The organism is Kibdelosporangium philippinense, from assembly GCF_021390435.2.
Lineage (GTDB): Bacteria > Actinomycetota > Actinomycetes > Mycobacteriales > Pseudonocardiaceae > Kibdelosporangium > Kibdelosporangium philippinense.
This window is the reverse complement of the sequence record NZ_JAJVCN010000004.1, coordinates 1,527,120-1,539,429: the sequence shown is the minus strand read 5'-3', so window position 1 is coordinate 1,539,429 and position 12,310 is coordinate 1,527,120. Positions and strand designations below refer to the sequence as shown.

The following is a 12,310-nucleotide window of genomic DNA, read 5'->3' as shown; positions in this document are numbered from 1 at the left end:
GCATAGCTGCCGGATGCTCGGGTACCCGGCCCGTATGACCGCCCAGAAGGAAATCGCCCGGCGGCTGATCGATGTGGCTGGCGAAACGTATGCCAGCCAGACCGGGATCCGCCTCGCCGACAAGCCGTCGCCGTTGTATCAACTGCTCGTGCTCAGCGTCCTGCTGTCCGCCCCGATGAAGGCGGACATCGGCGTCGCCGCGGGCCAAGAGCTGTTCAAAGCCAAGATGAAAACCCCGCGCAAGATGCTCGACGCAACCTGGCAACAACGCGTCGACGCCTTGGGAAAAGGGCATTACGTCCGTTATGACGAGAGTACAGCCACCGCCCTCGGCGAAGGCGCGCAGTTGCTGCTCGACAAGTACGGCGGCGACCTGCGCAAGCTCCGGCAAGCAGCCGACGGCGACGTGGACAAGCTTCGTGAGCTCCTGCAGGAGGTGCCACGGCTGGGCCCGGTAGGCGCGCACATCTTCTGCCGTGAGGCACAAGCGATCTGGCCGGAGCTACAGCCATACCTTGACCGCAAGGCTCTCGACGGCGCGGACAAGGTCGGCCTGCCCACGGACACACGTCAACTTGCGCGGCTGGCTGGCAAGGACCTCGCCAGGCTTGCCGCCGGTCTTGTCCGTGTCGGCTTGGACAAGCGTCTCGCCAAAGAGGTCAATGCCGCATAGGTCCCTCTGGCGGTACACCTCGACCTCCTTGCACAGCACCATATTCTGCATTGAGCAGGACTGGGCGAGGGGGTTCGAATGGGTGGTTTGCTCACCCTGTGGCGAGGTCGTGTCGATGCCAACAGCAGACGCGCTGTCGATGTCTACACGCAAGAACTTCCGGATTTCCGCAAGATCGCGTACCAGACCAAGGCACGTGCCGCGATCCTGGATTTCGCGGTGTTCCTCCGAAAACGAACGGTGTCACTGGTCACCGAGAACAAGCCGTTCCCCGACCATGATCTGGCATTCATCGAGGCAGTCGGGCGTGAGCGCGCCAGGAAGGGTCTGACGCTCGCCTCCCAGCGGCACGTCCTGCTCCTGCACACTTCGCTGACCTTGAAAGAGGTCCATGAGGCGGCCAACCCGCACGACCTCGAAGACGTCATGCACACGCTGGCTTGCCTGCCACCGCTGGGCTTGGCCGCGCAAACCGCCTACACCTCGGGTTTTCTTGCCGGGCAGGAGGCGGTCCTGCCGGTCACCGATCGCGTGCAGCAGCTGGCCGACATGCTGCTCACCGACGACCCGGTCGCGGCCGCGATGGCCGAGAGCCTGGCTATGACCATCCCTGACAGTTGGATTGTGACAGTGGTTCGAATCCCTATGGGCCAACCAGATCGCGCCGAGATTCTCCAGGATTTGCTGCGACGCCACTGGATGCCGGTCCGCTGGACGGAACCCAACGAGTTCGTAGCTTTGCTCCCCGCACAAGAACTCGGCATCATCCAGGATTTCGGTGACCGTCTTGGACTCCCGTGCGCGGTCGGTGCCGCCCAAGGCCGGACCGGTGAACTGGCCGAGACGTTGGTCAAAGCACGCGAGGTCAGCCAGGCCGCGCCAATCCGCTCTGTGCCAAGCACGGTGTCCTACCTGACTGATCTGTTCCCAGAGATCAGTGCCGCACGGATACCGCCGGTCGATCGATGGCTGCGGGAACTGGCCGACCGGCTCACCACCGGACCAGACCTGGTGGCGACGCTCGATGCCTTCTACCGCAACAACATGGCCAGGACACAGACGGCCGCGTCGTTGAAAATCCACCCGAGGACGCTGGAGTACCGGCTGCAGCGGGTGCATGACTTGACCGGCCTCGATCCCGTTTCCGTGTACGGTGTCCGGGTGCTGAGCACCACTGTGACGCGCGCGCTAGCCGGTGAAACACTGTGAGCGATCTGCTTGGCCTGTTGCGGACCCGGATACCCGACAACGCCAAACGTGTTGTCGAGGTCTGCTCGAACGACCTTCCGGATTACGCTGTTGCCGCCGATGATCCGCGCGAATACACGGACATGCTCGATTTCGCGGTCTTCATCCGGCGCCGCACGATCGATCTCGTCGCCAGCAACTCACCACTGACCGAGGACGATCTCGCGGTGGTCGCGGCAACCGGGGAACGACGCGGTGAGACCGGGATGTCAAGACCAGTCCTGCGTCGGCTGCTCACGTTGCACGCCAGCGCCACGTTGAACGAAATCCAGGAAGCGTCCGGGCCGACGGATCTGCCCGTGGCCATGCAGATGCTTGCTTGGCTTGGACCACAGGGCGCGGCCGCGCAGCAGGCGTACACCCTGGGCTTTTTGAAGGGGCAGAAGCATTTCCTTCCGGTCATCGGTCAAGTGCGGCAGTTCGCCGAGATGGTGCTCGCCGAGGAACCAGCCGCGTTGGCCAACGGCCGGGAGTTGGGCATGCAGATCCCGGCCTCCTACCAGGTGATCGTTGCCCGCGCACCAGATGTCGACGCGGAAACGTCAGATGAAGCCGTGCACACGGTCTGGCACCGATACGGCGTCGCGGCGACCTGGTACGGCGACGACTTCGTCGCGCTGGTCCCAGCCGGGCACTCCACCAAGATGATCAGCGACTTCGCCGACATCATCGGACGCCCGTTCGCTGTGGGCACGGCAACTGGTCCCGCCGCAGCCCTTTCCGAGGCTTTCGCACTAGCGAGACGGGTCAGCCGGGTGACCCGTGCCGAGACCGTGCCGCACTTGTTCACGGCAGCGGACGTGTTCATCGAACTCGGCGCGGCCGAACTTCCGGAAATCGACCGTTGGCTGCACGATCTGGCGCAGCGACTGACCGACGGGCCGGACCTGGTGTCCACTTTGGATTCGTACTACCGGCACGACATGAACCGGCCACGAACGGCAGCAGCGTTGTGCATCCACCCAAGGAGCCTGGACTACCGGTTGCAGCGAGTGCACGAGCTGACCGGAATCGCCCCTGCCAGCACCCACGGCATCCGGGTGCTGAGCGCACTCGTGTCGCGGGCATTGTCTGGCAGACCCGTCACCGGCGGGGACCGGTGACGGGCTCTCGGCGCGGAGGATCAGACCTTCACGAGGCGGTACTCGTAAGCCGACGATCCTGGCGAGGCCGAGCAGTTGATGCCCTGGCGCGAGGAGGTGTACGAGTAGCCGCTCGGGATCGCACACGCCCACTGGCCGGTCAGGTTGACGTTCACGGCGTCGAGCAGGAAGTACTCGTAGCGCGATCCGCAGCTGGGCTTGGATCGCACGGCCGACCAGACGTAACCGCCTGGGACCACGCAGTTCCAGGTGCGGTGCAGGCTGGCGACACCCACTTGTTCGGCCGTGGCAGGCTGTGCGGACGCCACGGCCGGACCGCCGAGCACCAGCGCGGCCGCGACGGCAGCCGCTGCGCTGAGAAGCTTCAAGATGTTCTCCTCACCTATTGCTCGCCTTAGTGTGAAAACTGACGGCAGGCGAAGCCTCCCAACACGGTGGGTGAGGTGTCTTCGTCAATCCACGCAAAGCCATCGTCGCTCTTCGTAACGACCCGCAAAGATAGGCACCGGCTACCGATGTACCACCGGCACCGCGATCCGTACAACCGTTGCCATGATGAAAGTCCGGGACGCCAGATCCGACGAGCTGGCCGGGATCCGAGCGCTGCTGCAGGCGGCCTACCGGCAGTACGCCGCCGACATGCCAACCGAGCTGTTCCGCCGCTACCTCGCGGATCTGACGGAGTTGAACCGTGGAACCAGCCTTGTCGCTTCGCACAACGGAACGCTCGTCGGGACCGCGCGGTTTTACCCTGCGGGATCGGTCGACGAGCTCTCGCTACCCGCCGATTGGGCTTGGTGTCGCGCGGTCGCGGTTCACCCTGAGCAGCGCCGTGCGGGCATCGGACACGCCCTGCTCACCGACTGCATCCGCCGGGCGCGGGAAACCGGCGCCGCAGCCTTGAGTTTGCACACCACTAGTTTCATGGCTGACGGGATCCGCATGTACCAACAGCTTGGCTTCGAACGTGCCCCGGATTGGGACATCACTGCGGCCGAACATTACGGCGTCGGTGACTTCGTGGCGCTCGCTTACCGGCTGGACCTCGCTGCCTGAGTTGTCCTTGCCACGGCTTCGCGGCGGGAGGACACGCCCAGCTTGCAGAGGATCGTGGAGACGTGGTGGTCGACCGTGCGCACGGAAACCACAAGCCGCGCAGCGATCTCCGCGTTGGTGAGTCCTTCGGCGAGAAGGTCGAGCACGTCCACTTGACGGTTGGTGAGTCCTGCCGGATGGGCCCGCGTGCTTGACGCCCGGCCGCGTGGAATCGTCCGCACGCCAAGGGTTTTCAGTCTCCGACGGACAATCGTGGCCGCAGCGTTGGCACCGAGGTCGTCGAGCGCGCGCAAGGCGTCGATCACGGGCTCGACCGCGTCGGAGTCGGCTTGCTGAAGGGCTCGCTCGTATGGATCGTCCGTGGGTTTGTGTGCTGTGGCGGGCGTTATCGCCAGACGGGCGGCGTATCGGCGCAGTTCCGCTGTCACCGGTTCAGCTTCGGGCCGATGGGCGTGCGGCGCCCAGGAATCGAGGATGGCGGTGGCGGTGTGCGGCTCGTTGGCCAGCCAGGCCCACTCCATCAGGGCGATGCCCGCAAAGGCCAGGCTGGTCAGGGATCGCTGGCGCAGGGCCTCCTGCCATGCGGCGACGAGTTGCTTGCCAGAATCCAAGGCACCACGTCGCGCTTGCAGGCGGGCGTGGACGGGCTCGGCGATGCTGTGCAGGAGCCCTGCGTCTTCCTCCTGGTCGAGCAGCGCGGCCAAACCAGCCTCGGCCCCGGCCCAATCGCCACGGTGTAGCCGGACCATGCAAGCCTGGGACTTCAGAACGTACATATGCTGTTCGAATCCGCGATCGTGGCTGAACGTCAGTCCTTCGGTCACGCACTGCTCCAGCTCGTCGAGCCTGCCGTGCCGGTAAAGCAGCAAGGCCAGGTTTGTGTAGCCTCTGGCGGCGTGTTCGTGATGCCCGTGGACAAGTGCGAAGTCAATGCTCTGCCGTAGCAAGGCGATCCGGCTGCCGGTGTCCAGGTCCGGCTCGGCGAGAGCCTGGTAGATCAGGCACAGCTCGATCAGATCAATGCGTTCCGCGTTCTCCGCCAGCACACGGGCCCTGCGCAGAGTGCTCGCGGCCAGTGGATCCCCTGCGAGGGCGAGAACAGCGCCGTGATACGTGGTCGCGTAGGCGGAGGCAGGCAAAGAGCCAGTGGGTTCGAGCGTGGCGACCGCGGCTCGGGCAACGACCTCGGACCGAGTGGTTTCACCGACCAGGTAATACAACCGGGACAACAGCACGGCTGCCTGACCGAGCGCCACTGGGTCGTTGAGTCCACTGTAGATCGATACGGCTTGCTCCGCGGAGGTTAGGGCGTCTAGGAAGTGGTGTGCGTTGTGCAGTTCCCACGCGTAGTCGACGAGCAACGCGGCCCGTTCGGCTGGCTCGAACCGGTTCGCGTGCTTGACCGCCGCTTCGAAGTGCGCCAGTGCTTGCCGATGCGACCTCGCAGCGGCCGCTTGTCTTGCCGCCTGCGCGGAATGGGCGACCACGGCGTCGGTGTCACCGGCGCGGACCGCGTGATGGATCAACCGGTCCAGATCAAGCCGGGACCTCCCGAGCAACGCGGTGACCACAGCCTGGTGCAATCCTCGGCGCCGCAACATGGGCAGGCTCAGCTCGATCGCTTGGCGGGCCAGCTCGTGCCGGAATGCCACGCCGTCCGGATGCACCTGCAGGATGCCATGCGTTTCGGCTTCAGCCAAGGCAAGCGATCCGCCGAGCACCGCGTCGACGAGTTCCAGATCGACCGTGCCTGGGATGACAGCCAACTGGGCCAACGCTTGTTGGGACTCCGGAGACAGTCGCCGCACCCTCGTGAGGACGGCATCGACGACGGTGTCCGGCACTTCACCCAGCGCGGCCGCGAGGACTTCGGTGACGAAGAAAGGATTTCCGCCAGTGAGCGAGTGCAACACGACTGGATCCCAGCCTGTCTGGTGCGCCAACTCCCCCACCGCGGCAACGGATAGCGGCGGCAGCACGACCCTGCGTGCGCCGTTCAGTGTGCCGAGCCAGCGCTGCAACGGGTGCCCTGTGGGTGCGCCGCCGTCCCGGATCGACGCCACGACAACCGCGCCAAGGCGATGTATTCGCCGCGCCAGGTAACCGAGCACGTCCAATGTCGCGTCGTCAGCCCAGTGCACGTCCTCGACGACCAGGACTATCGTTGCGTGCGCGGACAACTCGGCGATCGCGGCTTCGAATATGCCGTCGTACGTTCCGTTGGCCAGGGCTGTTTCCAGCGGCCCGCCGGTCGCGGCTGCCGCGTCACGCAGCGGACCCAACGTCCGTGCCGTCAGGAGGTCGTCGCACGCGCCGCGCAGGACCCGTACATCGGAGGGCAATTGGTCTGCGAATGCCCGTAGCAGACTCGATTTCCCGACTCCCGCTTCCCCACTGACCAGGACCATCGTGCCTGTACCGGCACGCGCGTCGATGACGGTGTCCACGAGCGCCGCCAACGCCGAAGTTCTTTCGAGCACGGCCCATCCCCCTCAGTCCGGGACCGGGACCTGTCATCGTATGTGCCGTGCGGCAGAATGGCGACGTTTTTCTGTCGATCGACAGAATAGTGCCCCGAAGTGCCGTCGGGGGTCCAACGCCGCTTCGGGGCCGTCGATCAGACGTGCGTGACCAACAGGGTCACGCCGACTTCGCCGCCGCAGTCCACAAACACCGGCCCGACACCGTTCCCGATGTGTGGCGCGAGGTTTGCCTTGGCAAGAAAGGCCTTCGGGTCGTCCTTCAAGATCCGGATGTTCACCAGCGCGGGCTTGTCAGGGAACCCGCCGATCACGGCTTTCAACCCTGGACCGCCACCACAATCACCCGTGATGGTCACTTCCTGGCCGCGCTCGGTGGTGGGGTTCGGGCTGACCCGAACCGTCGCCCGCGCCCCTTTGGGCGGCTGATGGTGTCCTTTACTCACGTCTTGCGTACTCCCCGAAGTGTCCGCCGAAGCACTGGCGGTGCCGACAACGCCAATGGCGATCAACCCGGCCGCCCCGACCAGCCCGCCGATCACCCGTCCTGCCTTCGCCATGGCTCCCCTTCCCGATTCGTTTCCCTGTCAGGCGTCAGCACCGGCCGTGTAGGTTCTCGAACCGGGGAAATGTGACCCGGGTAACAGTCAGCCGTCGACAAGCAGACCACGCAACGGGCCTTGCAACCGATCCACCCGCCGCGATACGCCAGGCAGCAGCGTGAGCCGGTGTTTCTCGTGGCTTTCAGCGAAAGGCCGCCACAGGCGATCGATCACATCAGCGGGTTCATCGTCCACTTCAGACACAGGAAGCTGCAGGTGTTCAGCCCATAGACGTAGCCGGGTGTCTTTCACCAGCCCAGCGTCATCGGTGACGACGTTGGCCTCGGTGTCGTTGAACAGGGAGTGCTCGTTGAGGTTCGCCGAGCCGACGGTCATCCATGTGTCGTCGATGATGGCGAGCTTGGCGTGGACGTAGACCGCCACCTTGGATTCGCCGTCGTGCGAGGTCAGCGTGACGGCCAGCAGTCTGTGGTTGCCGTCGTCGGCCTCCAATAATCGGCCGAGCTGACCGCGCGTGGTGTCCGCGCCATTACTGGGTTTCCGGGGCAGGACGAGTACGACGCGGAAGCGGTCGTGCGGCGGATTCCGCAGCTTGTCGATCAGGGTTTCGGTGATCTCCGGCGACCACAGGAACTGATTCTCCAGGTATATCAGGTCTTCAGCCGCTCTGAGCGCACGCAGGTACGCATCAAGCGCGGTGAACTCGCCGCGTGGCGCGAAGTCGTAGGTCTTCTCCGGAACGGTTCATACAAACTGGACGGTCGAAGTTCCCACATGGCCGGGCATATGCGGGCGCGGCAGTTCCTCACCGGCGACCTCGGCCCAACGGTTGCGGAAGTGGCTGGCCACGTCGGCGACTATTGGCCCCTCGGTGCGCATGACCGCGTCGTGCCAGCCGATCGGCCGGTCCGCGGGATGCTTCGGGCTGTCGTGGCGGTCGCCTTCCATGGCGGTGAAATCCATCCCGCCGACAAACGCGATCTCGTCGTCGACGATCACCAGCTTTTCGTGGTGGCAGTGCAGTGTTCGTTCACGTGAGTCCAGCACGCATCGCACGTTGCTGTCCCGCATGAACTCCGTGCACGCCGCACGCGCCCGTTTACGCGTCGGCTCGAACGCGGGCAAAGGCGGCCCTGCCCAGAGCAAAACCCGGACCGGTACCCGTTCTGCCGCTTCAGCCAGCAGTTCCCGCAGGGTCTGCGCGCTGTCCCCGCGCGTCGGACGGAAATCAGGACTCGAATGCCACCCGGCCAGATGCACGTACGACCGCGCGCCCTTGATCGCCTCGACCATCTCCGGCAACGCTTCCTCGCCGTCGATGAGCATCTTGAGACGGCACCCCGCGCGAACCGGCGCGTGCGGGCTGAACCAGCCTGTCCCGGCTTCGCTCAGGATGTCGTCCCAGCCGAGCTTGCGTAGCCGCCGAGCATGATGGGAACACAGGATTCGCTCAAGGCCGTCGCCAAGCCGATTGTCAATCCGGTCGAGTAAACCCATACCAGCCATGGTTTCCAGAAACCCGCCCGGCCAAACCGGTCAGGAACGCAGTCGCAGGCTCAACCGGATCGCCACCACCAACGCGACGAGCACAGCGATCACCCGCAGCGGGTGGTTACGCACAGCGTAGGCGGAGTGCCGGAACCGCTCGGCCGCTGAGGGAGACACCTTGCCCGCGATCTTCGTGGACGCGCGGTCGATCGAGTCACCGACCGCCTCGCTGGCCCGCCCCTTCACGTTCAGCTTGTACGCCAACGCGTTGAGCGTCTCGGTGATCTCCTCCCGCGTGGCATCACGGTCGATCCGCGCCTGCTCGGCGGTCTTCGGAAAGTCGTTCATGACCGAACTCCCTGCTGGATGGTGCGCACGTCCTCGCGGATGCTGTCAATGGCCTCCGCGGGCACCGGCGGCGTCGCCCGGCTGATCTGACTCTTGCCGATCAACGCGGCGATCCCGGCAACAATCAGCAGCGCGGCCGCGACCAGCACCGCCGACAGCCAGGCCGCCATTACGAGCGCCAAGGCCAACACAACTGCCGCCACCAAGGTCGCCAGGCCAAGTACCGCGAACAGACCAGCGGCGCCGAACAAACCGGCGCCGACGCCCGCTTTCTTGCCTTTGTGCCGCAACTCGAAGACAGCCAGCCGGATCTCGTCCCGGACCAGCCGTTTCAGCCCGTCTGACAGGTCAGTCACCAGCTGTCCGACCGACTTGTCCTGAGCAGGCGTCTTGTTCACTTCCTCGATCACGACACACACCTCCCTGGTCAGTGCTACCCGGATACCCGGGCAGCACCGATGCCAACCTGGACCTTGTGCTGCCAGAAGTCGAAGAAGGCGTCCTGGTCGGGGCCGATCTGCTGGACGTAGATCTCGTCGAAACCGGCGTCGACATAGCTGTGGACGGCCTCGATGTACGGATCGGGATCCGGCCCACACGGCAGCGCGTCCGCCACCATCTCCGGTGTCACCAGCTCGGCGGCCTGCTCGAAGTGCCGAGGGGTGGGCAGGACTTGGGCCAGTTCGCCTGGCAGGTGTTCGTTGGGCCAGATGCGGTACGCGGTCGCCACGGCTTGGACTTCGGTCGGCGCGTAACAGACCTTCATGCCTGCCTGCGTTGGCTTGTCGGCGCCACCAGTCTCGCGGAATGTCCTGAGTAGATCCGCGTCGGGCATCGTGCAGATGAAGCCGTCGCCGATCCGGCCAGCCAGCTGTACGGCCTTGGGGCCGAAACCTGAGACATAGATCGGCACGGGCTCGTCGGGAAGCGTGTAGATCCGGGCGTTCTCGACCGTGTAGTGCGTGCCGTGATGAAACCTCGTCACCTCGATGCAGTGCGCGGATCACCGCGACCGCTTCCTCGAGCTTCTCCAGCCGGACGTCGGTCTCGGGCCACGCGTCACCGAAGATGTGCTCGTTGAGCGCCTCACCGCTGCCCACGCCGAGCACGAACCTGCCGTCCAGTTGCACTGCGGCCGTCGCTGCCGCTTGCGCGATCACGGCGGGATGGATGCGGTACGTGGGGCACGTGACGGCGGTGGTGATCGGCAGCGTGGTCACCTCCGACAAGGCGCCGATCACCGACCACACGAACGGGCTCTGGCCTTGTTCGTCGTTCCACGGATGGAAGTGATCCGAGATCCACAGCCGCTCGAACCCGGCCGCCTCGGCCATTGTGGCCTGACGCACCAGCTCACGGGGCCGGAACTCCTCACAGGACAGGAAGTAACCGAAGCTCACCATGTAACGCGGTTACCCACCCTGGCCGACTTCACCGGCTCTTGCCCCAAGTTTGCTGTCTGACCTGCACGGGTAGCCGAGTTCATGGCCACGACCACCGTCCATGTCGCCGACCACGACATCAAGGTGTCCAAACTGGACAAACAGATGTTCCCGGCGGTGACGAAGGGCGACGTGATCGAGCACTACCGCGCGGTGGCCGACGTGATGCTGCCCCACCTGGCCGGGCGGCCGTTGACCATGCGGCGCTATCCGGACGGAATCGATTCCGATGGCTTCTTCCAGCACGACGTCTCCGACTATTTCGCTGACTGGCTGACCACGGTCGACGTGCCCAGGCGCACGAGTTCCGGCACCGTCCGGCACGTCGTGTGTGACGATGCCGCGGCGCTTGTGTATCTGGCCAACCAGGCCACGATCGAGTTCCACGTCTGGTTGTCCACAGCGGACAAACTCGATCATCCCGACCGGCTGGTGATCGATATCGATCCGCCGGATGGGACACCGGTGGCCACCCTGCGATCCGTGGCGCGGCGGCTGCGTAAGGCTTTCCGCTCGGTTGGGCTGGTTCCGTACGTGCAAGCCACTGGCGGCCGAGGTTTCCATGTCGTAGCGCCGCTCGACCGGTCACAGAATTTCGACCAGGTCCGGGCACGAGCCTCGGACATGGCAGACGAAGTGGCCAGTCAGGATCCGGAAAACTTGACCACCGCGCAGCGCAAGCAGCGCCGCGGCGACCGGATCTACCTGGATATCAACCGCAACGCCTATGGCCAGACCTTCGTCTGCCCGTACTCGCTGCGCGCCAGACCTGGGGCGCCGGTCGCGACTCCGTTGCTGTGGTCGCAACTCGGCCGCGCCACACCGAACGGCTATGACCTGCACACCATCAAGCGGCGGCTGACGCGGGTCAAGGACCCGTGGTCATCCATCGGCGACGAACAATGAAGCCGCAGATCGGTGCCGCATTGCTGATAGCCGTCAGCGCGTGCTCAACTGGGGGCGTCACTCCGCCGCCCAATACCCGGTCTCAGGAGGCCGCCGTTCGGCAGGACGGCACGCTCGCGCCGCCGGAGTCGGCTACCAATGCGTTCAGCTACAGCCCAGCCGCTCCCGTTGGGGCAGAACTGACCGCTGAGATTCTGGTGACCGGTGATGCCACGAATGTTCAGCTGACCGCGACCGGGCTGCTGCCGAACCGGGAATACGCCGTCCGCGCGCATACCAAGCCCTGTGGCAAGTCCGCCGATGATGCTGGGCCGCGGTTTCAGAACCGCGTTGATCCGCGGCAGCCGTCCGTCGATCCGGCTTATGCCAATCCGGACAACGAGATCTGGCTTGATTTACGTACTGACCACGATGGGGCCGCCAAGCCGCGGACCAGTGTGCCGTTCACGCTGAGCGAGCGGGCTCCGGCTTCGTTCGTCGTGTCCGAAAGCGACACGCGGTTGGCTTGTTTTACCTTGCGGGCGCGGTGAAAACCCAATAGCGCATCAGGATGAACCGTACTGCGCCTGCCACGCCGCTTGACACGATCAGTGCGGCCATTTCTCCCATCGCGCTGCCGTCGGCCATGTTCACCGCGACCGTTGTGATCACGAATCCGAGCACGGTCACCGCCATGCTCTTGGCGTGCTGAGACACCGAGATCAGTCCGCGCACGCCGAAGGTCAGCCGGCCGTTGAGGATCGTGCCGATGACGGTTGTCAGTACCGTCGCGGCCAGGTTGGCCACGGTCGCTGTCGTCACTACCCGGAACAGCAGGTAGAAGGCGAGTGAGAGGCCCGTGTTGGCCACGCCGATCACGATGAACCGGACGAATTGCCGTTGCATCTCGCCGGTTGGCGCGAGGGCCGCTCGAGGCGCGAAAGTGGTCACGGTCAAAGACTGACGGGTGATCCTTTTGGGAACCTGTGGCAAAGCTGTCGGGTGACTATCGGCGGGCTGTCCC

Annotated in this window: 14 protein-coding genes and 1 pseudogene; 6 read left to right on the top strand and 9 right to left on the bottom strand. The window is 65.0% G+C overall.

What is annotated here, in order from left to right; all coding sequences use genetic code 11:
- Window positions 1-13 precede the first annotated feature (13 nt).
- The 3 genes from LWC34_RS50130 to LWC34_RS50120 all read left to right on the top strand — a co-directional run bounded on the left by LWC34_RS50130 (window position 14) and on the right by LWC34_RS50120 (window position 3,024).
- A complete protein-coding gene (locus LWC34_RS50130) occupies window positions 14-673 on the top strand; it encodes an endonuclease (RefSeq protein WP_250109478.1) in 660 nt (219 codons plus the stop codon).
- A gap of 78 nt (window positions 674-751) precedes the next feature.
- On the top strand, window positions 752-1,882 hold the full coding sequence (locus LWC34_RS50125; protein ID WP_233733201.1) for a PucR family transcriptional regulator: 1,131 nt from the start codon (window positions 752-754) through the stop codon (window positions 1,880-1,882).
- On the top strand, window positions 1,879-3,024 hold the full coding sequence (locus tag LWC34_RS50120; protein WP_233733200.1) for a PucR family transcriptional regulator: 1,146 nt from the start codon (window positions 1,879-1,881) through the stop codon (window positions 3,022-3,024). Before LWC34_RS50125 ends, LWC34_RS50120 begins: the two co-directional genes overlap by 4 nt.
- A 20-nt stretch (window positions 3,025-3,044) precedes the next feature.
- On the opposite strand, the gene LWC34_RS50115 is transcribed toward LWC34_RS50120, so the two are convergent.
- Complete coding sequence (locus LWC34_RS50115; protein WP_233733199.1) at window positions 3,045-3,392, bottom strand: hypothetical protein; 348 nt, start codon at window positions 3,390-3,392, stop codon at window positions 3,045-3,047.
- 184 nt (window positions 3,393-3,576) lie between these two features.
- On the opposite strand from LWC34_RS50115, the gene LWC34_RS50110 reads away from it, so the two are divergent.
- Complete coding sequence (locus LWC34_RS50110; RefSeq protein ID WP_233733198.1) at window positions 3,577-4,080, top strand: GNAT family N-acetyltransferase; 504 nt, start codon at window positions 3,577-3,579, stop codon at window positions 4,078-4,080.
- Here the strand turns inward: LWC34_RS50110 and LWC34_RS58495 are convergent.
- From LWC34_RS58495 to LWC34_RS50075, 7 genes and pseudogenes are all read right to left on the bottom strand, one after another.
- Entirely contained in the window at window positions 4,056-6,560 is a 2,505-nt protein-coding gene (locus tag LWC34_RS58495; RefSeq protein WP_233733197.1) for an ATP-binding protein, read from the bottom strand. The genes LWC34_RS50110 and LWC34_RS58495 overlap by 25 nt on opposite strands.
- A 137-nt stretch (window positions 6,561-6,697) precedes the next feature.
- Window positions 6,698-7,120, bottom strand: a complete 423-nt coding sequence (locus LWC34_RS50100) for a hypothetical protein (RefSeq protein WP_233733195.1) — start codon at window positions 7,118-7,120, stop codon at window positions 6,698-6,700.
- 87 nt (window positions 7,121-7,207) lie between these two features.
- Complete coding sequence (locus LWC34_RS50095; RefSeq protein ID WP_284051966.1) at window positions 7,208-7,804, bottom strand: phospholipase D-like domain-containing protein; 597 nt, start codon at window positions 7,802-7,804, stop codon at window positions 7,208-7,210.
- 63 nt (window positions 7,805-7,867) lie between these two features.
- Window positions 7,868-8,620 (bottom strand): phospholipase D-like domain-containing protein, encoded by a 753-nt coding sequence (locus tag LWC34_RS50090; RefSeq protein WP_233733194.1) that lies wholly within the window; start codon window positions 8,618-8,620, stop codon window positions 7,868-7,870.
- 39 nt (window positions 8,621-8,659) lie between these two features.
- Window positions 8,660-8,959, bottom strand: a complete 300-nt coding sequence (locus LWC34_RS50085) for a DUF3618 domain-containing protein (protein ID WP_233733193.1) — start codon at window positions 8,957-8,959, stop codon at window positions 8,660-8,662.
- Window positions 8,956-9,369 (bottom strand): phage holin family protein, encoded by a 414-nt coding sequence (locus tag LWC34_RS50080; protein ID WP_233733192.1) that lies wholly within the window; start codon window positions 9,367-9,369, stop codon window positions 8,956-8,958. The genes LWC34_RS50085 and LWC34_RS50080 overlap by 4 nt, the downstream gene beginning before the upstream one ends.
- Before the next feature lie 23 nt (window positions 9,370-9,392).
- Window positions 9,393-10,293 (bottom strand): annotated as a pseudogene (locus LWC34_RS50075) (TIGR03557 family F420-dependent LLM class oxidoreductase).
- A 150-nt stretch (window positions 10,294-10,443) separates the two neighbouring features.
- Between LWC34_RS50075 and ligD the strand changes: the two are divergent.
- Both ligD and LWC34_RS50065 read left to right on the top strand, forming a co-directional pair.
- A complete protein-coding gene (gene ligD / locus LWC34_RS50070) occupies window positions 10,444-11,307 on the top strand; it encodes a non-homologous end-joining DNA ligase (protein ID WP_233733191.1) in 864 nt (287 codons plus the stop codon).
- Window positions 11,304-11,837, top strand: a complete 534-nt coding sequence (locus LWC34_RS50065; RefSeq protein ID WP_233733190.1) for a superoxide dismutase — start codon at window positions 11,304-11,306, stop codon at window positions 11,835-11,837. Before ligD ends, LWC34_RS50065 begins: the two co-directional genes overlap by 4 nt.
- Here LWC34_RS50065 and LWC34_RS50060 read toward each other — a convergent pair.
- Complete coding sequence (locus LWC34_RS50060; protein WP_233733189.1) at window positions 11,818-12,237, bottom strand: GtrA family protein; 420 nt, start codon at window positions 12,235-12,237, stop codon at window positions 11,818-11,820. The genes LWC34_RS50065 and LWC34_RS50060 overlap by 20 nt on opposite strands.
- Between the last annotated feature and the right edge of the window lie 73 nt (window positions 12,238-12,310).